Origin of the sequence: Mucilaginibacter sp. L196 (assembly GCF_009765905.1) — a bacterium.
Lineage (GTDB): Bacteria > Bacteroidota > Bacteroidia > Sphingobacteriales > Sphingobacteriaceae > Mucilaginibacter.
Genome location: NZ_LMUO01000011.1, coordinates 447,504 through 467,660 on the forward strand (window position 1 = coordinate 447,504; position 20,157 = coordinate 467,660).

General features: G+C 38.2%; 16 protein-coding genes. 8 read left to right on the forward strand and 8 right to left on the reverse strand.

Annotated elements, in window-relative coordinates; genetic code table 11:
* Both GSQ74_RS09455 and GSQ74_RS09460 read left to right on the forward strand, forming a co-directional pair.
* Positions 1–1,461, forward strand: a complete 1,461-nt coding sequence (locus GSQ74_RS09455; protein WP_158992535.1) for a radical SAM protein — start codon at positions 1–3, stop codon at positions 1,459–1,461.
* A 2-nt stretch (positions 1,462–1,463) separates the two neighbouring features.
* The gene (locus GSQ74_RS09460) at positions 1,464–2,282 is read left to right on the forward strand and encodes a cyclopropane-fatty-acyl-phospholipid synthase family protein (protein ID WP_158992537.1); all 819 of its coding nucleotides are present in this window, start codon (positions 1,464–1,466) and stop codon (positions 2,280–2,282) included.
* Position 2,283: 1 nt separating this feature from the next.
* Here GSQ74_RS09460 and GSQ74_RS09465 read toward each other — a convergent pair whose 3' ends face one another.
* The 8 genes from GSQ74_RS09465 to GSQ74_RS09500 all read right to left on the reverse strand — a co-directional run bounded on the left by GSQ74_RS09465 (position 2,284) and on the right by GSQ74_RS09500 (position 11,790).
* Entirely contained in the window at positions 2,284–3,267 is a 984-nt protein-coding gene (locus GSQ74_RS09465; protein WP_158992538.1) for a nucleotidyltransferase domain-containing protein, read from the reverse strand.
* A gap of 103 nt (positions 3,268–3,370) precedes the next feature.
* A complete protein-coding gene (locus GSQ74_RS09470; protein ID WP_158992540.1) occupies positions 3,371–4,669 on the reverse strand; it encodes an O-antigen ligase in 1,299 nt (432 codons plus the stop codon).
* Positions 4,641–5,774 (reverse strand): DUF1972 domain-containing protein, encoded by a 1,134-nt coding sequence (locus GSQ74_RS09475; protein WP_158992542.1) that lies wholly within the window; start codon positions 5,772–5,774, stop codon positions 4,641–4,643. The genes GSQ74_RS09470 and GSQ74_RS09475 overlap by 29 nt, the downstream gene beginning before the upstream one ends.
* On the reverse strand, positions 5,771–6,847 hold the full coding sequence (locus GSQ74_RS09480) for a glycosyltransferase family 4 protein (protein WP_158992544.1): 1,077 nt from the start codon (positions 6,845–6,847) through the stop codon (positions 5,771–5,773). The genes GSQ74_RS09475 and GSQ74_RS09480 overlap by 4 nt, the downstream gene beginning before the upstream one ends.
* A complete protein-coding gene (locus GSQ74_RS09485; protein WP_158992546.1) occupies positions 6,847–7,800 on the reverse strand; it encodes a glycosyltransferase in 954 nt (317 codons plus the stop codon). Before GSQ74_RS09485 ends, GSQ74_RS09480 begins: the two co-directional genes overlap by 1 nt.
* A complete protein-coding gene (locus GSQ74_RS09490; protein WP_158992548.1) occupies positions 7,793–9,439 on the reverse strand; it encodes a hypothetical protein in 1,647 nt (548 codons plus the stop codon). Before GSQ74_RS09490 ends, GSQ74_RS09485 begins: the two co-directional genes overlap by 8 nt.
* Positions 9,440–9,553: 114 nt before the next feature.
* Positions 9,554–10,966, reverse strand: a complete 1,413-nt coding sequence (locus GSQ74_RS09495) for an oligosaccharide flippase family protein (RefSeq protein ID WP_158992550.1) — start codon at positions 10,964–10,966, stop codon at positions 9,554–9,556.
* 29 nt (positions 10,967–10,995) lie between these two features.
* Positions 10,996–11,790: a glycosyltransferase family 2 protein gene (locus GSQ74_RS09500; RefSeq protein ID WP_158992552.1), complete on the reverse strand. Its 795-nt coding sequence runs from the start codon at positions 11,788–11,790 to the stop codon at positions 10,996–10,998.
* 276 nt (positions 11,791–12,066) lie between these two features.
* Between GSQ74_RS09500 and GSQ74_RS09505 the strand changes: the two genes are divergently transcribed.
* From GSQ74_RS09505 to GSQ74_RS09530, 6 genes are all read left to right on the forward strand, one after another.
* Positions 12,067–12,708 carry an RNA polymerase sigma factor gene (locus tag GSQ74_RS09505; protein WP_158992554.1) on the forward strand — a complete coding sequence of 214 codons (642 nt, stop codon included), beginning with the start codon at positions 12,067–12,069 and terminating at the stop codon, positions 12,706–12,708.
* Positions 12,705–14,204, forward strand: coding sequence for a hypothetical protein (locus tag GSQ74_RS09510; protein WP_158992556.1), 1,500 nt, complete (start codon positions 12,705–12,707; stop codon positions 14,202–14,204). The genes GSQ74_RS09505 and GSQ74_RS09510 overlap by 4 nt, the downstream gene beginning before the upstream one ends.
* A 7-nt stretch (positions 14,205–14,211) precedes the next feature.
* Positions 14,212–14,766, forward strand: coding sequence for a YceI family protein (locus tag GSQ74_RS09515; protein WP_158992558.1), 555 nt, complete (start codon positions 14,212–14,214; stop codon positions 14,764–14,766).
* Between the two features lie 7 nt (positions 14,767–14,773).
* Positions 14,774–15,700, forward strand: coding sequence for a DUF5777 family beta-barrel protein (locus tag GSQ74_RS09520; RefSeq protein WP_158992560.1), 927 nt, complete (start codon positions 14,774–14,776; stop codon positions 15,698–15,700).
* A gap of 655 nt (positions 15,701–16,355) precedes the next feature.
* Positions 16,356–17,153 (forward strand): hypothetical protein, encoded by a 798-nt coding sequence (locus tag GSQ74_RS09525; RefSeq protein WP_158992562.1) that lies wholly within the window; start codon positions 16,356–16,358, stop codon positions 17,151–17,153.
* Between the two features lie 10 nt (positions 17,154–17,163).
* Complete coding sequence (locus GSQ74_RS09530; protein ID WP_158992564.1) at positions 17,164–20,043, forward strand: TonB-dependent receptor; 2,880 nt, start codon at positions 17,164–17,166, stop codon at positions 20,041–20,043.
* The last annotated feature ends 114 nt before the right edge of the window (positions 20,044–20,157 follow it).

Sequence of the window (20,157 nt, forward strand, 5' to 3'; positions counted from 1 at the left end):
ATGAAAAGCATCCTGTTTACACATTCTTACTTTTTGCGCTACGACCCTAAACAATGGCAATTAGGGCAACCGTATCCGCCATTGGGCACGCTGTATGCTGCTGCTTTAATGCGTGAAAATGATTATCAGGTTACTTTGTTTGATACCATGTTTGTAAGCAATCCTGAGGAGGTTACACCTGTCATCGGAAAAAACAAACCTGATTTTTTTGTGATTTATGACGACGGGTTCAACTATCTCACTAAAATGTGCCTCACCAATATGCGCGAGGCTGCATTCAGTATGAGTAAAATGGCAAAAGCTGAAGGCTGTACCGTTATTATATCAAGTTCGGATTCGACAGACCGATATGAAGAATACCTGAAAGAGGGCGCTGATTTTGTAATAATAGGAGAGGCCGAACATACACTATTAGAGTTAACCAATTATATTGAAAGTGGAGGCGCTGAATTCTTAAACATAAAAGGACTGGCTTATACACAAAACGGAAGTATTATTAAAACTCCCGGCCGCCCTGTTTTAAAAGACCTTGACAGTTTACCATTACCCGCCTGGGATTTGGTAAACATAGAGCAGTACAAACAAACATGGCTAAAAAGCGTAGGCTATTTCTCACTAAATATGAGCACCACGCGCGGTTGCCCGTTTAAATGTAATTGGTGTGCGAAACCTATTTACGGAAACCGCTATAATTCACGAAGTCCTGAAAACGTGCTTACCGAAATTAAACTTTTGAAAGAAACATATAACATAGATCATATCTGGTTTTGTGATGATATTTTCGGTTTGAAACCGGGTTGGGCAATTGAGTTTGCAAAACTCATTCAACAGGAAAATATTAATATCAGGTTTAAAATCCAATCCCGTGCCGACCTGCTTATTGATGTAGATACGGTAAGTGCATTAGCCGCAGCAGGTTGCGAAAACGTTTGGATAGGGGCAGAAAGCGGTTCACAAAAAATATTGGATGCGATGGATAAGGGTATTAGCGTTCAACAGATCCGCAAATCAACCAAGTTGATGAAAGAGGCCGGTATAAAACCTTCATTTTTCATCCAGTTCGGTTATCCCGGCGAATTGAAGGATGATATTAGTTTAACCATTGATATGATTAACGAACTATTGCCTTTTGAAATAGGTATTTCTGTATCGTACCCACTACCCGGCACTTCATTTTATGAAAAAGTGAAAGCCGAGCTACAGAAAAAAACAAACTGGACAGATTCCAACGAAATGGCGCTCATGTTTCAAAACACTTACCCGCCATCGTATTATAAGCAACTGCATCGCTATGTGCATCAAAATTATCATAAGCATCTCGCTAAAAATGCCATGGTTAAATTGATGCAAAACCCTGCACTTACCAATGGAAAAAATCTAAAAAAAGCTTTATCCGTACTTTATCATACACCGGCTACATTTATAGCAGGTGTAAAATTGAGGCAACTGGAGGGATCGTGAAAATGAAAATTGCAGCCAATAATAATGAAGAGCTTGCCGAAGCTGCTTTCACTACGCAATCATCAATTTTTGATGAAATTTATGCCAATAATACTATTGTAAATTATAAAAGGGAGCGTGTGCGCACTCATGTGCTGCAATACTTAGTACCCAATAGCTATATACTGGAATTAAATAGTGGTACCGGCGAAGACGCCATATTTTTTGCTGAAAAAGGCCATCGGGTACATGCCACCGATATATCAACCGGCATGCAGCAGGCGTTGAAACGAAAGGTTGAGGCGAAAGGCCTGGATGACAGGATCGGTAATGAACATTGCTCGTACACCATGTTGCACCATCTTCAAAACCGCGGGTCTTATGACCATATCTTTTCCAACTTTGCCGGTTTAAACTGTACTGATGAGTTAGGCGAAGTGCTGGATTCTTTCAGCAATTTATTAGTATCTGGCGGGAAGGTTACTTTGGTGATACTGCCCAAGTTTTGTTTGTGGGAATTCCTGCTACTATTTAAAGGGAAATTCCGTACGGCTTTCAGAAGGCTCTTTAGTAGTAACGGAAGCAAGGCACACATTGAAGGCACCTATTTTAAGTGCTGGTATTACAACCCGTCATTTATTGTAAATCGGTTAAAAAATCAGTTCGACCTATTAAGTATCGAGGGGCTGTGTACAATTGTCCCTCCATCCTATATTGAAGGGTTCGCGGAGAAGCACCCGATAACTTACCGGTTATTAAGAGAGATAGAAAACAAGCTAAAATCCCGCTGGCCGTGGAAGTATATTGGCGATTATTATATCATCTCTCTGCAAAAGAAATAGCTCAATGCGCTAAGCTACTTTCATGTTTAGATAAAAGGCTCGATACTTTATATTCGTATCTCGAGAGTAAATTCCTTTGGAAATTTTTAGGATCGGGTTTGGCATAATGTTTACCGGTTAAAAGGCTTAAAACATTACCGTGGTTGTTTAACCGTTTTAGTAAAGTCTTCTTTAACCACCTGTTCGTGGTGATATTCATCAGCATATTATCAAGCATATTCCCCGGTGAAAAGCTGAATAAACCCTCGAACAGCATTTTGAAAAATGTTTTCTTCACAGGCATTGCTGATGAGATGCGCATGTTTTTGTTGGGTAGAAATTCACGGGTCCAGGTGTTGGCAGCATAAAATTTCTCAAATACAATATCGCCTTGTAAGGGTATTAATGTACCAACTTCAATTGCAGTGTAAATATTTTTCTCGGGTATTTCCAGCTGCTGCATATCAATGTAGTAGTTCATGCAAAACAAGTGCTCTTTATTAACCAAAAAGGTTAGTTTTTTAAAACAATGCATAATGGTACGTGCTATCCATAATCTGTTTTTCTCGGTGATGATGAACAGGTCGACATCGGAGTCTGTATCTGCAAAATTCTTGGATAATGAGCCCGAAATAGCTATACCACGCACATAGGGAAATTTGATCAACAGACTACCAACCTTCTCTGCAATCTTAATCAACTCCGCGGCTTTTTGGTTTCCATCAAGTCGCCTTACAGCAATATAATGATCTGCCGATAGGGTGTAAAATTTATCGAACTGGTGAATTGTACTATTGTCAACCAAACATTTTAACGCATCATCAAATAGCTCGTAATCAAATTTATTTCCTAAAAACAAATACACTTCGGCCTGCGTCAAAGGATAGTTGAACATATCAAAATATGCCAGTGTTGCTAATATATTTTCCTTAATTGCCGACAAGTTTTTGTTTGTTAAAGGGTATAATCTATTTTGCATTTTGTCATCAGGGCTGTTTATGTCCATCTATAATTATGACGGCTTAGGTATAACTTTGGTTGCCCGTTGATTGAAATATTTATATCGATAACTTATTAATTAGCAGTGTTTTATTATGTATAATAAAATATCAGACATCCGTTTGTTCTAATATGCCGCGAGGTTGTTGGCGGGTAGTGATTAATTCACTATAAAAAGGCTTTTCGATTGAAAAACTAAAAAAGGTAAAAAAGAAACTATAGAAAAATATACCCTTATCCACATCAAGCACATTCTCCGAAAGAGATACAATAGCAATGAGCAGAATGAAAGTAAAAAACAGCAAATCTTTTCGTTTGAAGGACATTCTGAACCCCCATATCAAGGTTGCCACATATATTAAAAAACCAATTATTCCGGATTTAAGCCATAAACTTAAATATTCATTATGGGCGTTTAATCTGTTTAAATATGAATTGTAAAGTTTGTGTGTATAAAAAACTTCCTGCAACAATCCTATTTCTGCCCCCGATCCATAACCAATTACAGGTTTCTTGCTTATCAAACCGGTAACAACTCGCCACCTGGCTAAACGGCCATCGCTGGTTTCATTAGTTGTTGCTTTTGATAGGTCGATTTTAAACTCATTTAATATACGTTCCCGAAAAACACCTGAATATAATATGCCCGAGATCAACACCAAAGATAGCGAAGCAGAACATAACACATATTTCCATCGCCGTGCACTCTGAAGAATAAAGTAGGGAACCGCGATATTTATAATAATGAACAATGCCATCAAAACTGATTTTGATGAAAGCTGAACTAAACCAACTGTTAGTATGATACTGCATAATAGATAGAATATGCGGATATACCGATCCTTTTCCTTTATCAAAACACTAATCAAACAAACCAAGGCGGTAACCAACTGCATCGAAAAAAATGTAGCGTGCATCTCAATCGGTTCAGCAAAATTGTGGTTAATAAAAGCACCGGATATTATGGCTGATAAAGGCAATTGATAATGCCTTATAGTGATCAATGCATCGGCATAGAGATAAATAACGGTAACTGTACAAACCAGCGCGAATGATAACAGCAATTTGGGGCGATATTTTTTAACATCGAGCGGGTTAAAGCAAAAGAATACCGGGAATAGAAAAATAGTTATCTGTTTACCCCAATCGTTAAATCCTTCATGCTGATTAATACTATAAAATGTACTTAATACTGTTATGAAAAACACCGATTGAAGCACAATAGTTCTCCACTTAAATAAAGGCTTAACAGCACCGCGTTTTAAATGTATGAGTGTATGTATGCCATAGCTTATCAGTATTAAATGGCTATAAAACCTGTCAAAAGGCAGGCTGGCCGCTAATAGCATTAAGTGGTAATAGCTTATCTTATTAGCCAGGCTATCCTTTATTTGAAACAATCCGTTCATGGGGTAAATTATAGTGGCTCTCCATAATAAACTGTTCGTACTCGTCAATTATCTTTTCCCAATTAAATTGGTATTTTATTTTGTGCAAGTTGTTACTCACCATTAGCTTTTCAAGATCTTTTCGCTGTACTGTTTCAACAAGGTTGCGGACCTCCTTTGCATTGGAAAAATAAAAAGCGTCGGAATTTAATACCGATTTATTAAAAGGGTTATTGTGTGCGGCAATAAGCGCTTCGCTGGCCATTGCTTCCAGCAATGAAGGGTTTGTACCGCCAACACTATGCCCATGGAAGTACAGATAAGAGTTGTTTTGTAACGAACGAACTTTGCCGGTATCAAAAATCGACCCTTTAAATTCTATCCTTTCGTCGTTTTTAAATTTGTTGGTTATAAACTTGCCGAAACGGTTGCCGGTATCGCCCAAAACTTTAAATTTTCTATGCGAGCTGCTATTGTTAAAGCCCTCTAATATTGTTTCAATATTATTCTCGGGTTCCATTCTGGCCATTAGCAAAAAGTAATCTTCTTTTAAGGTTTCGATATTGTCAACCTGCTCGCGTTCTTCATCCGAAAACAAATCGGCACCATAGGGAATGTATTTGCTGTTTACATTGTATTTATCAGCCAAATAAGATTTGATCACCATCGAATCAGAAATGTAAAACTGACTATGCTTTACCGCCAGTTTTTCGGCATACCTCAAAAACTTTTGTACTGATGGAGAGTACTTAGACCTTTTCCATTCCAATCCATCCATATTAGTGATGATGGTGCTATTTGGCGGGTATAGTTTACCCCAAACTGAGCTACTGGTATAACCCATGATCAAAACCACATCAAACTTTCTTTTTCGCGCATCAAGCAGACAATTCAAGTCGTAAACAAATTGCCCGGCAGCGCCCATTATATATTCGGGGTCATAACAATGCCTTATCTCCACACCATTCCAGTATTTTTCTTTATAAGGATGATTGTGCGAGTTATATACCGTAACAGCATGTCCCCGCTTTACCAATCCCTCCGAAACATATTCCGATATATGTTCAAAACCACCGTAATGATTTGGGATACCACGTGTTCCTAAAATTGCTACTCTTAATTTCATAATATAGCTGTTAATTGATATGCTTTTAATGTTTGTAAGGCCGAATGCTTCCAGGTGTATTTAGATAGTATTTTTTGGCGAAGTGCATCGTTAACAGGCGCCAAGCTTGCTGTTTTAATGGCATTTAATATGCTTCCTGGTTCAGCGGGGTCGCAGTAATAGGCGTAGTCCTCAAAATATTCTTTGGTATCGCCTTTATCTGTTATCACAATGTTGCAACCCATAATGGCTGCTTCAATTGAACTTAGGCCTGTAGTTTCAAACCAGCTTGGCAATACATGTACTTTTGCCATCTGATAATAATAAACCAGTTCATCCTGAGGCAAGTGATCTATGAAGCTCACATTATCCGCCGCGATGCTCCGACATTGGTTATAATAATTAGCTTGATTTGGTGATCCGGTTCCTATAATTAATAACCTGTAGTCGGTGTTATTTAAGGCCCTGATCAGGTTTATCTGATTTTTGATACCCTCAATTCTTGCTACACAAATCACCAGTTTTTCATCCTTTAGGATTGATGGGTTCCATTTAAACACATTTGGGTTAATGCCATTAGGCACTATGATGTTGTTAACCTGCTCTAAATAATCTTGTCCTACACGTTTATATTCCGATTTCGAGTTTGGAAGTATCATGGCAGCCTTATTTAATATCTCTACAATGCTTTTGCGCTGGCCTTTCCATATATAATTAATACTGGAGAGATGATCTTTACCCATTAGCCACCTTGCCATCGTTTTTAAATACTCGATGCTATCGGAAGGCAAAAAACTAAACAACATGCCAATTCCTCTGCGGTGGTGTTTGTCGTATTCACTGTAATTGCATAATATGGTTGATACCACATAAGGCTTTCCCGATTTTTTACCGTGATAAAGTATATCGGCAGGTCGGGTTATATTGAAAAAATGCAGCAGGTTGTATTTCGTATAATCAATGTGTTCGTTTGATAGTAATATATTTACATCAACCCCCAGTTCGGTAAGATGCTGGGCAGTTTGTACAACCTGTACAGTATCGCCGCCGCGAACCGTGTATAACGTCGACCGTGTTATTAATGCTACTCTCATTATCCTGTTATTTTATGTAGCCAGTTAATAAATGTGGCAGGTAAAAAACTCACCGTGTATATGAGATAGTTATCTAAACGAAGTGGGTTCAGGCTGATGGCTTTAGCCAAATTGAACCGTGCTTTTTCGGGTTGATAATTATTAAGCAGGAATTTTTTACTGCACAGAGCATAGTAAGCGCCTTCTTTTACTTTGCGCGAATGGTTTTTGCCGCTGATCTGTTGCAATACATTGCCTTCTGCTGCTGTTATGCTGCGGTTTTTTAGAGTAGAATATTTAATGTCGAGGAATTTTTTGGAATGCCATTTTTCATCTATAGTGATGGATTCAGGATTAAGCCTCACTTTAATCAATGCCTGCGAGAGATTACAAGCTTTTTCATTCGCCAAAATATTTACCCATAAAAAGTGATCTTCATAGGTATAAGCATGTTCATTATAACCGCCATTCTTTACGATGAGATCTTTTTTATACATCACGCTGGAATGAATAAAAGGGCAAACCGAGTACTTTAATTGATGGATCTCCTCGTTAAGGTGTGCCACCGGATGATGCGTGAAAATGTAATGGCCAGCAGCGTCAATATAATCAGCAGCTGAACCTATAATGCTATATTCCGGATAAGTGGTAATAAACTCATACTGAACTTTTAGTCTGTCGGGATGGCAAATATCATCGGCATCAAAACGGGCTATGTATGGGGTGCGGGAATGTATCAGTCCCGCATTTAAGGCAGATGATACACCTTTATTGGCTTGGTTAACCAGCACAATACGATTGTCATTAAATGAATTGATAACCCTTTCCGTACCATCTGTTGATCCATCGTTAACTATCAGTAATTCAAAATCAATAAACGATTGCTTTAATATGGACGAGATCGCCTCAGCAATATATTTCTCTGCATTATAGGCAGGCATTAAAACGGTAACCAATGGATTATTGCTATTCATAATTCAGTGGTTTTAAGTGCGCGGTTTCTTTAATATTGAGCAGCAAAAGCAATTCGAAGAACACCACTACCGATAGTTGCTCAAACCAATAATCAGTAAGAAATACAGCTAACATCAATAGCAGGATTGGTATGCCATAGGTGAGTTTTTTGAAATGCCGGGTAAAGTATCCTAAATAAAATATCACAAATGCGGCTACCCCTAATAGACCGTATTCAGCCAAAATCTGATCGTAAACAGAAAACGGGCTATTGGTTAATGAATGCAGCTCTCTTCTTTTGCTGAAGAAGTTGAGATAAACATCAAGATGGTTCAGCAGGAAATCATGATTGATGTAAATATATTTAGCCGGGAAACCACCGCTAAAATCAAACCCGGTAGCTTTAAAGGCAAGTTTAGACGAGAAGTTTCCCATACCACTGCCCGCTAATATTTTTGTTGGGTGAGTTTTTAAAAAGTTTACTGTTTGTTCAAAGCCAATTATCTTACCCGGCAAATGCATTTTAAAAGAATCCTGACCCGATAAAGGCAGTTCAGCTTTATTAAGATGAATAAATGCTAATAGTTTGCGTTGTTCATCAGGGGTATCTGTTGGTGTTTGATAGGGTGGAGTATTAATATCAGCACCAATCAAAATAATGCGCCCCGCACCTGTTTTAGGTAGGTTTGCCGGCAGCGCCGCCAATGAACGGTTGTTTATCCCGCTTTTAATTACGATGGACTTAATGCTATCAAGATATTGCTTAGCAAATTTTCTTTTTGTAAAGTCGGGATCTTTTGAGCTATCAGTTGTAGTTAGTGTGGCAGTATTAAATGGTGGGTGTGGTGGATTGATAATATTTTTAAAAGTTTCGTGAACGTATTGATTGTTTTGGGGCGATACCTTCGCCAAAAAAATGATCAGAAACATGCAGCAAATAACGATCAGGCTCTTTTGATCACGGTTGGTTTTGAATAGGAATAGCCCGGTTAACACCAACAATAAAGCTATATTCATAAAATTGCTGGCTGTTAACAGCAATACAATCATGCAAATCAAAACCATCAATGGCATTTTCCGGGTGAGGAAATAAACTACTCCAAAAGCGTTGATAACCGCGTTGGTTGTAGATATATCGAGGGTTATCCCTTTAATGTAATCGCCAGTTCCTAAAAAATATTTCTGATACTGCCCCTGGTAACGGAACGGGTTAATGGCATGTGCATCAACCATAATGTATGCTAGTGTAGCAAGTGAAACGATGGCATTAACCACAAAAAATACCAGAATGGTATTGTGCAATACCTGTACGCTATTGTTTTCGACCGATAACTTTATTTGATGAACAGCCAACAGGCATAAAAGCCAAAAGCCAATCCCAATAGCAAAAACCACTAGATAGTTGGAACTATTGTAGCCTTTGTTGATAATAAGATTGATAAATGCGATAGCGATAACCAGCAAGTAAAAGAGTGGTAGTCGTGAGTTTTTGAAGTTAAACCCAAACTTGAAATTAAATTGTAGTAGATAAATAATGATGATGGCCGGAATTTTCACAGCCAGCTTTACGTTTAAAAAAAGCAATAGAAACAATAGGAGTTTCCAGTCCACATAAGTTTGTAGCTTTTTTAAATTAAAACCGGCAATATTAAAAGTCATTTTGTCAATCAATCAATCAGTTTGAGAACCAGTTTTTATTAAACTGGTTACAAAAGAGATTACGACCTGAAAATTGAAAGGGTTGCCTGCACTATGAACTTAAAAGCTATTTATTTAACTGAATAAAATGGCAAGTGATTGGCGATCTGATAACTTAATTTGTGCGCTTACAAAAAGCAGAACGATATAAAATACTATAGCTTCCGGTAATGCCAGCCACCAATTGATAAAAAGCATTTTCGCGATAAATCCACTTATTAAAGCGCTTCCGGTGCAAAGAATCAATGGCAGCCAAGTATAAGTCAAACCTGCCACCGTATTCTTTTTTAAATAGTAAACAGTCTGCACCATACACGCCAATAGAAAAGCAAATGCAGCTCCTTCGTTTTTAAAAATGGGGATGAGTACAATATCAAAACCCACGTTTACCAATAATGTAATAATGAAGGAGATTAAAATAGCTTTTAATCGCCCCTGTGCAAAAAAAACAGTCCACAAAAAATTATTGATATATAAAAATGGCATGCACAGCGATAGTATAAAGATGGTTTTTACGTTTATTGATCCATATTTGCCCGAGGTAATACCATCGATAACCGGGCTCCAGCAGATGTTTAATATCAAAGCGACCAAAGCCGCTACGATCATCTCTATCCTTACCAATAATTTCAAATCATTTACCCTAAAATCAGTTTGCTGAAACAGCTTAGTAAAACGCGGAATAAGTATGGGTGCTATTGCCAAAAGTGGCAGGGTAGCTATTTCGAAAACTTTATAAGCAAAGCTATATTCAGCCAGTTTGATGGCTGAAACCATAAAGCCGATAAATATCCAATCGAACCGGGCAAGGGCTGAGGTTATTAGAACAACACCGGTTTGAGGTAGTGATTCGCGAAGTAGCCGGGAATATGCCGAGCCATCCCATTTAAGATTCAATGTTGTTTTTACGGATCTTTTAAAAAGCAACATGCAGGAGAGTAACTCTATCAAATCTCCACTAATAAATACAATAATAACCGTGTATAAACTTAAATAATGAAATAAAAAAAGTATAATTAGCCCTATACAACGAACAATATTAGAGCCAACCGACATATAAGCCAGTAGCTTAAATTTTTCTAATCCATTAACTGCCTGTTTAAACGGAGTGGAAAAATAGATCATCAGTTTACCGATACCAATAAGCAACAATAAGCTATATGTATAATTAGTAGATTGAAAAAAGTAATAACCAATAAATATTATTCCATAAAATACCAACCCTGTAAGTAAAACATGCAGCATGTAAATAGAAAGGATAGATGAGATCTCCGTTCCCGCAGCGATTTTCTTTATACTAAGCTGATCGATACCAAAGGAAAGAATATTAAAAGCAGCCAACAGGATGGCCAGCACGAGATTAATCTGCCCGAAGTTATATTTATCGAGTCCTATTGATAAAACATAAAATATCCCGAAGCCAAATACCTGGTTAACAATAAGCTGAGTGGCATTTGCTGAAAGATTTTTTACCAGTCTGCTTTTCATTATTTATAAAGAGGTAAGATTTGAAGGTATTAATATTCTATGGCAAAGCTATCTTTATATACCTGTTTTTGGGGTTTAATGCCTTGCATCTGACTGAGCAAGCGATATTTACGCTGGGTATTTTTAAGCGTAATTTTAGCTATTTGCCATCCTTCACGTCCGTCTAAAAAGCCAAGATGAAGAATATAGTTTTTCAAAAAGCCAAAAACAGGAGAGATATATAGTTTAACAAATCCTGCTTTTTTACCACTGTTGAAATATTTTACGGCGCTAAGTTTTGCATATAAACTGTTTTTTACATCATATTCAACAGCATCCTTTACCGAATAGTGGTGCAGATACCCGTCTATTTTTTCTACCTGCACATTTGGTGGTATTACGAGTGTTTCATGCACCGTGGTATCTAACCATCGCACCGTATTCCGGTTAAATAAACGGATGTGATGATCTTTCCCCCAACTGCCAAAACGGATCATCTTATCACCAAAATAAGTGCGAAATTTTATATCATATACAGCGGCAGGGTTAGTGTAATTCAAATTATGCAACGCCTTTATTAATTCATCATCAGGTACTTCATCCGCATCAATACTTAATATCCAGTCGTATTTAGCAACTAATACCCCTTTATTTTTGTTGGCCCCATAGCCATCCCAGTTTTTTTTGAAAACCCTGCAGCCCTCAGCGTATATATTCTCCTGATTGTTGGTATTGCCATTATCTATAATAACAATATCATCAGTAATAATCTTCGCTTTATCAAGGCATTCGACAAGTATTTCAGACTGATCCCTGGTAATTATAACAATAGAAACCGCAACCATATTAATAATTTATTTGACCTTAATAGCCGGATGTTTATTAATATATCGCAAGATGCAGGCAAAGGGTTGCCTGCATCAATATTTTTTGTAATTTCCCTTACGGGGAAGTGTTAAGGGCTTAATATTAGCAGATATTCTATGTAAATTAACTTGCTGATAGTGAGTAATATATAATATATTGCTATTTTGTTACTACTAACAGGCAACCTTTATTTATTTTTTAACGTGATGCAACTATATAGGTAGAAATTTTAAAAGGAATAGGTAATAACCCATATGGGAGACGAAGAGTTACACGAACTGATTAAGGGCTGTATAAAACAGGATAGGAAATGCCAGAAAATGCTGTACAAGGCTTTCTATGGTTTTGCTATGGGGATATGTCTGCGCTATACCAATGATCGTGATGAAGCTTCGGGGGTTATGAACCAGGGTTTTTTTAAAGTATTTACACATATTGATAGCTTTGATACTGCAAGGCCATTTAAAGCTTGGCTAGGCAGGATCATGATGAATGCTTCGATTGATAATTACCGGTCGAATTTAAAAATGGCCTATACAGATGATCTGGATAAAGCGGAACATTTGAGCGATGGTGAATTACCTGACAGGAATTTGAATTACAATGACCTGTTAGCTATGGTTCAGCAACTGCCGCCAGCATACAGAACTGTGTTTAATCTTTTTGCGGTAGAGGGATATTCGCACGAGGAAATTGCTATAATGCTCGGTATCAATGCAGGTACATCTAAATCAAACCTGCATAAAGCCAGATTAAAACTAAAAAAAATGATATTAGAGGCAGATTTGCCCGATACGCATACTAATTATAACACACGAACAGATTATATACCTATTGTAGCATTAAACGCCATTAATATTCAGGGTGTATTTTTAAACAGGGGTATCAGAGGATGAAAAACGAGCAGGATAAGAAGTTAGATGATCTTTTCAAAAAAAGATTAGAAAATCCGGATGAACAATCCGGGTACAGGGAGGAGGATTGGGATGCTCTGGAGAATATGCTGGATAAGCGCAAAAGAAAAATAGGTATTGTTTACTTATTACCAATATTAAGCAGTGTGGCCGCATTAATGCTGGTATTTGTGGGCTGGTGGTTTTTTGAGCAAAAAGCTAACCGCATTAACCATCAGCAAAAATCACAAATAACTAAAGTTGCTGCACCTAAAATTGATAACAACACACTAAATAATAAGACCCATTCTAAAAACAATGAAGGCCAGTTGCCTAAACCGCAAATAGTGCAGCCAACTGCTTACATAGCTAAAATTATACAGGGTAAAGCGATTAGTAACGGCGTTGTTATTAGTAAAACAAACATTAACAGTATTAAAAACGATAGTTTAAACAATAAAGCTTCGGTGTTTGCGACATCAGCACCCAACACAAATAAAAGTAAGGACTCCGTTTTTGAGCAAGCTTATACTAAAAACCATCCGCTTTATAAAGGCTCTATGCTTAGTCCTCAAACTAATAATAGTAATAACTGGATTAAGAATGAGCAAATAGTCGCTTTGAATCATGTTACTAGCCCGGTTGATAAAGCAACTAGTCCGGTAATTTTAGATAACAATAACGTCAGAAACAATATCGCATCAGTTTCAACGCCTCAACCGACGTTTAATCCTCCGGCTACTGTAAATACAAGTGCAGTACAAAAACAACCTGTAGGTAATGGGAAAATAACTGATCAGCCAATGACAGCTGCTGAAAAATCAAATGCAGCGATGATGAAATTGTTAGAGAGCACATCGCCAGCGAATAATAATAAGCTTAGCGCAAAAACGCAGGCATCGTTTAAACCACGGTTTGTAGGTGGTGTAATAGGCGCGCAGGATATTAATGGAGCCGGATCATTTAAACAGGGTAAAGTTGGTAGTAAAGCAGGTTTGGTATTTGCTGCGGGGGTGTCTCAAAAGCTAACAATTAGTACAGGTGCAGTTTATTCGTCAACACCTTATTCAGCCGGATATGACAATTTTACTTTGCCGTACCAACCTAAAGTGAGCCCTGTTAGCTTAACAGCAAACTGTCAGATGTTGGATATTCCAATTAATATAGGATACCAGGTTTATAACCAGGGTAAAAATATGATTTCGTTTGGCACCGGGTTATCATCATACATCATGCTACAACAGGACTATAATTTTGTTTACTCAAGCTCATCCGGTATAGCGCCAAAAGATTATTCAGTACCGAATAGCAGTAGTTATCTTTTTAAAATATTAAATCTTAATGCAACTTATGAACGACAAATTAGTTCAAAGGCCGGCATAACCATTCAGCCATATCTGAAACTCCCTTTAGCAGATATAGGATACAGCCAGGTGAAGTTACAAACTACCGGCATAGCTGTTGGACTTAGCTGGAACCTCGATTCGTCACAACCTTAGAAAAAAAATGAAATATATCAGTATTATTTTACTTGCCTGGATGAGCATCAACCAGGCGGGACAGGACATCTACGTGTCAAAAAATGCCAGGATCAGCTTGTATTCAAGCGCGCCAATTGAGGATATTAAAGCTGCTACTTCCTCAGGAGGTTCGGTTTACAATCCTTCATCGGGGGAGTTAGATTTCAGCGTGAATATTAAATCTTTCACGTTTGAAAAGGAGCTTATGCAAGAACATTTCAACTCTGATTATATGGAGAGTGATAAGTTCCCCAAAGCCACTTTTAAAGGTAAGATTCAGGAGCATGTAGATGTAACTAAAGACGGAACTTATCCAATTACCGTTGCTGGCGACCTTAATGTACATGGCGTAACTCAAAAAAGGACTATCTCGGGAACGCTTACCGTGAAAAACGGTGTGATCAGCATTGCATCGGAGTTCATCGTTAAATGTGCTGATCATAATATCAGCATCCCCCGAATTGTATTTCACAATATAGCCGAAACTATAAAAATAAATGTTTCGGCCACTTACGCACCTTATAAATCACAAACTAAATAACCCTACTATGAAGAAATATTTAATTTTATTAGTTCTGCTTGTAGCAAGCAACTTTTTAATTGCCCAAACAACCGATACAGCTAAGAACGAGAAAAAAGCCAGTTCGATGGATGCGCTACTTGATTCGGTAAGTACGGATAATAAAGCCGATAATGTGGTCATATTTAAAGCAACCAGGCTCGTGCTGTCGCAAAGTACGGAAATGACTAAAAAGAAGAACCTCAACTTCCTGATCATTCACCGTTTTGGTGATGCAGGCGGCGCAAATGGCGGAGGAAAGCTTTATTACGGGCTTGATGATGTGGCCGACGTTTACATTGGTTTTGAATACGGTATTAGCGATAATTTTAATATTGATATTGGCAGAACAACTATTGGGGGCCTTGCCGATCTGGAATTAAAATACGCTCTTTTACATCAAAAAAGTGATAACAGCTCACCAATAGCCATTACATTAATTGGGGAGGGCGGAGTTAGGCCTTATGGTTTTGTAAGCTATCCAACATTTGGCGATAGATTATCCTATTTTGGACAAGTTATTTTTGCCCGTAAATTTTCATCAGCTTTTTCATTACAGATAGCACCATCATATGTACGTGATAATTTGCCTATGCCAGACGTTGCTGGTAACGAACAGCAATTTTTCTCCCTATCAGGTACCGGTGTTTTAAAAGTATCAAAGCACATGGGTATAATTGTTGATTACGCGCATCCTTTCTCATCTTTTAGGCAGCACAATAGCAATTTCTCAGATCCATTAGGATTTGGCTTACAGATGGAAACAGGCGGCCACGTATTTACAATTAACTTTACAAATGCCCGCGCAATTGACGAGATCAATTATTTAAGCGATACAGAGTCCAAATACTCAAAAGGCCAGTTCCGGATTGGGTTTACTATATCAAGGATATTTGATTTCAATCATAGTAAATAATTGATTCTAAAAAAAACTACTATAACTAAATAATAGTTGATCAAACTCATGGCCTGGACATTCTGAAGCCATTGACCACCTTGTTCCGGAATAGGTTGTTTGCTATTCCGGAACAAGGTGGTCATATTAATTTATTATTAATTGCGAATTTCCTAACTGCCTGTACTGCCCGGTGCTCCAATGCATACGGAATAGCCTAGTCAAACCTCTCGGAATATTCAATTTTTTGCGACTGAAAATTAATGTTTCCCGCATTAAATAGTCCTAAAAAAGGGTTAAAAATCATGTAACTGATTTGTAATTCTATGTATATAAGTTATTGTATTTTCTGTATCGGAAAGTAATTGCCATTTTGCGTACTGGTGTAACGGTATTCTGATTGAAGAGATCGAATACTGAGAGGCGGGACGAAGCTAATTGACCATGCAACAATCTCATAACGAATAAGCAACATTTCTATGACAAATTAGTTTCGTTGAAACTTTGGTAGTAACTTCATACCCAATCTAAAAAATAGATTTTATCACATCAAAACCGATAATCCTTTTTTATTTTTTCTATTCCAATTGTAGATTTAGCAGATATGAAAAAAGTACCTTATAGCATCAGAAAACCTGTTCTCATGTTAATGTTAATAAGTGTTCATTTAACACTTATGGCTCAGAAAGTTCAAAATGTCCAGATCGGTAATGTGTGGGCACCGACCGCCGTAAAAATTGATGGAAAGCTTACGGAGTGGGGCGAAAGTTTAAAAGCCTACAATAAAAATGTACAGCTTTGGTATTCGATAGCCAATGATGACAAGAATATTTATCTCGTTATAAAATCAACAGATCTGGATAATAACAATAAGATCTTAGCAGGGGGCATAAGTTTTACCTTGAATACAGAAGGAAAGAAAAAGACTAAGAATGCTTTCACCATCACATTCCCTATCATAAAACGGACTGGTGGTGGTCGAACAGGGCATGGTGGCAGAAGAGGCGGGTTTGGGCAAGACGATACGCCGGATACAGCGGCCATTGTAACCCAGCAAAATCAAGCACTGGCCACCAGTAAAGAAATAAGTGCGATAGGTTTTGCAGATATTACCGACACCCTTGTTTCTATTTACAACGAATACGGCATAAAGGCAGCAGCCAATATTGACAATAAAGGCGTATTGGTTTATGAATTAGCAGTTCCACTTAGGTTGTTGAAGATAGCAATCGACAATCAAAAAGAATTGGCTTATAATATTAAAATTAATGGTTTAGCACTTAGCGGTAGTGGTGGTTTTGGGGGAAATAGCAGTTTTGGCGGCGGCGGTCGTAGTGGCGGCAGCGGCAGCGGCAGCGGCGGAGGTTTCGGCGGCGGTTTTGGTGGTGGGAAAAGCACAGATGTATCAGACATGATGAGCCCCACTGATTTTTGGGGTAAATATACCTTAGCTATCAAAATTACTAATCAATAACCGGGTGTACATGAAAAAACTATACCTTTTATTAGTTGTGATTTTAATTACTCAACAATTGTTTGCCCAAGGTAGCCGTGGCGGCGCTTCAAAAAGCCGGAACGCAGCCCCGCTTCCGCCGCCTTTGCCTTTCAGAGAGGTGAGTGGTATTGTAAAAGATACCGTCGACGACCCGATTGTCGGCGCCGTTGTTACGTTAACTTCCAAAACTGATACCTTCAGAACAGCCACAAATGTTGACGGTATATTCGTGTTTAAAAATGTAAAATCAGCCACATTCGTTCTTTCAATTACTGAAATCGGCTATGTACCGTCAGCTCGTAAATATCTAAATAATGATGCATCAAAAAAGGTGGTATTGGATCCGATCATCCTCAAATCGGACACCCATATGCTTAAAGAGGTGAAGATAAATGGTACCCCGAGTATAACTTATAAAACGGATACAGTTGAATATAAGGCAAGCGATTATAAAGTACGTGAAAATGCAACCGTTGACGAATTACTCCGGAAAATGGAAGGCATGGAAGTAGGCTCAGATGGTACGTTAACACACCAGGGGCAGCAGGTGATGAAGGCAAGATTAAACGGAAAGGATTATGCGGGTGGTGATGTAGCACAGGCCATTCAAAATTTACCAGCTGACATTGTTGAAAAGATACAAATAGTAGATGATTATGGTGATGAAGCCGCGAGAACCGGCGTTAAAGACGGTACCCCGCAAAAAGTATTAAATATAACTACCCGGGCAGACCGCTCTGTAGGTGACATTGCCCGCGTAACTGCCGGAGCAGGTAGTGATGACCGCTATGATGAACGCCTGTTTTTACAACGGATAGATGCTAATCAGCAAATAGGCGTTATAGGAAGTTTCAAAAATACAGTGAATGGCGTAGCCAGCACTGGTATCAATAGCGGCGCTGGAGGTAACTATGGCAGCTCGAGCAGTAGCGGTGGGAGCGGTGGAACCACAAAAACAGTTACACCTACGCTTAGTTACCGGGATGACTGGAGCAAGAAAATAGAGGTTAATATGAGTTATGGCTACACTTATGCTGATGTTAACGCGATTAATGAAAGTGATGGCGTACAGCTTTATGCACCCGGGACCATCAACCCACAAACAGGTAAAGCCTATCCATCCGGGGCGAATACGGCTTTTACTAATAATAGTGTGGCAAATAATCTGACCAAATCACACACGGCAAATTTTGATATGGAATATAGTATAGATAGTGCTAACTATCTGCGATTTACGCCTACTTACAGTTTCTCGGGCTCAAACAATGATAATATTTCTCAGTATTACCAAACCGGGGTTATTCATCAAACATCGCTCGGCAATACCGATGCAAGCACTACAGCCCCCAGTTACGGTGCTACACTGTTCTATCAGCATATATTTAAAAAGAAGAGAAGGAATATTTCATTGCAATTGAGTTACACTCATACCAACCAGGAGCAAACTAATGAACAAAATAATCACATTTTATATTACAACGATAGTACTAGTTTAACTACGCCTTTTTTAGATTCATTGGTACATCGGGTAGTTGAGCGTGGTAATATATCTAATAGCTTCCGCGCGAGTTTAACTTATGTTGAACCTTTAAACCCGGTATCCCAGTTAGAATTTAATTCACAGCTTATTTACAGGGGCTACGAAAATAATGCCTTTACCAACAATATTGATAGCCTGAATCACAGCACGCCGATAGACAGTTTAACTAACGTTTATCATTATTCATTTACTGAGGCACGTATTGCCTTAAATTACCGGTTGAATAAAACCAACTATAATTTGTCGCTTGGAGTTACAGCAATACCTACGCTTTTACAGGGATCCAGGCAGGGATACACCGGCAATGTTGATCATTCAGACTTTACCCTGATCCCTATTTTTCGGTATCAATACTCATGGTCGCGACAGGAGAAATTTTCTATTTATTATACAGGTACACCTACCGAGCCTACTTTTAATGAATTACAGCCTTATACAGACTTGACTAACCCGCAAAACCCTGTTATTGGCAATCCAGATCTTAAGCCGTCGTTTACCAATGCGATCACGGCCCAATATAATAATTATATTGCCAACTCACAGCTAAATATATCCGCCAATGTTAACGCCTCGACGATTAACAATCAGGTAATTACAAACAATATATTAGTGCCGATAGATATTACCAGTAATGGTAAAACCACTAAAAGTTTTATTACCGACACCCGCTACCTGAACCTTAGCGGCGCTTACGCGGTAGCCGGCAATTATAATATTGCAAAGCAGTATGATGATAGGAAATACAACCTGGAGCTAAATGGAACCGTTACGTACGGTTATAATATCGCGATGACCAATAATGTAGAAAACTTTTCGACATCATGGAAGTTCAATGAACGTTTAGGCCCGCGTATTGATCCTACTGATTGGTTTGAGATCAATCCATATGTTTCTTATAGTGTTACCAAATCCGACAATTCCCTGCCTGACGCGCCGGATAATAATGTTAAAAACGCGGCTTTGAGTGTTGACGGAAAGGTGTATTTCTTTCAAACCTGGCTGGTGGGTTACAGCGCAAGTAAAAATTATGTCACAGGTATCAGCTCCAACCTAACAAAAAACCCTTTTGTGGTTAATGCTTATTTTGAAAAAGAGTTGTTCAAGAAGAGAAATGGCATTCTAAGCGTACAATTTTTCGACCTGCTTGATCAAAATAACTTTGTTACCCGTGTAACCACACCAACGGGTTATACCGATACTAAATCTAATGCCTTAAGCAGGTATGTAATGGTAAGCTTTCGCATTAATCTTCAAAAATGGAGCGGAGCGGCAAAACGGCATGGCAAATTGCTGCAACGTAGGGGAGATGGAAGCTTCATAAACGAATAGTGTAAAATATTGTAAGTTGGTTATGCTGAATTATTTATGGTGATATATTGAGTTATCTTTTACATATATTGGTATTGCATAAATGATTGCTAAATTTATAATGTAAATTTGACA

Coding starts and splice junctions, on each gene's coding strand:
- GSQ74_RS09465 (WP_158992538.1), bottom strand. CDS start 3,267: ATGGACATAAACAGCCCTGATGACAAAATGCAAAATAGATTATACCCT.
- GSQ74_RS09460 (WP_158992537.1), top strand. CDS start 1,464: ATGAAAATTGCAGCCAATAATAATGAAGAGCTTGCCGAAGCTGCTTTC.
- GSQ74_RS09455 (WP_158992535.1), top strand. CDS start 1: ATGAAAAGCATCCTGTTTACACATTCTTACTTTTTGCGCTACGACCCT.
- GSQ74_RS09500 (WP_158992552.1), bottom strand. CDS start 11,790: ATGGTTGCGGTTTCTATTGTTATAATTACCAGGGATCAGTCTGAAATA.
- GSQ74_RS09510 (WP_158992556.1), top strand. CDS start 12,705: ATGAAAAACGAGCAGGATAAGAAGTTAGATGATCTTTTCAAAAAAAGA.
- GSQ74_RS09490 (WP_158992548.1), bottom strand. CDS start 9,439: ATGACTTTTAATATTGCCGGTTTTAATTTAAAAAAGCTACAAACTTAT.
- GSQ74_RS09515 (WP_158992558.1), top strand. CDS start 14,212: ATGAAATATATCAGTATTATTTTACTTGCCTGGATGAGCATCAACCAG.
- GSQ74_RS09480 (WP_158992544.1), bottom strand. CDS start 6,847: ATGAGAGTAGCATTAATAACACGGTCGACGTTATACACGGTTCGCGGC.
- GSQ74_RS09520 (WP_158992560.1), top strand. CDS start 14,774: ATGAAGAAATATTTAATTTTATTAGTTCTGCTTGTAGCAAGCAACTTT.
- GSQ74_RS09505 (WP_158992554.1), top strand. CDS start 12,067: ATGGGAGACGAAGAGTTACACGAACTGATTAAGGGCTGTATAAAACAG.
- GSQ74_RS09485 (WP_158992546.1), bottom strand. CDS start 7,800: ATGAATAGCAATAATCCATTGGTTACCGTTTTAATGCCTGCCTATAAT.
- GSQ74_RS09495 (WP_158992550.1), bottom strand. CDS start 10,966: ATGAAAAGCAGACTGGTAAAAAATCTTTCAGCAAATGCCACTCAGCTT.
- GSQ74_RS09475 (WP_158992542.1), bottom strand. CDS start 5,774: ATGAAATTAAGAGTAGCAATTTTAGGAACACGTGGTATCCCAAATCAT.
- GSQ74_RS09530 (WP_158992564.1), top strand. CDS start 17,164: ATGAAAAAACTATACCTTTTATTAGTTGTGATTTTAATTACTCAACAA.
- GSQ74_RS09525 (WP_158992562.1), top strand. CDS start 16,356: ATGGCTCAGAAAGTTCAAAATGTCCAGATCGGTAATGTGTGGGCACCG.
- GSQ74_RS09470 (WP_158992540.1), bottom strand. CDS start 4,669: ATGAACGGATTGTTTCAAATAAAGGATAGCCTGGCTAATAAGATAAGC.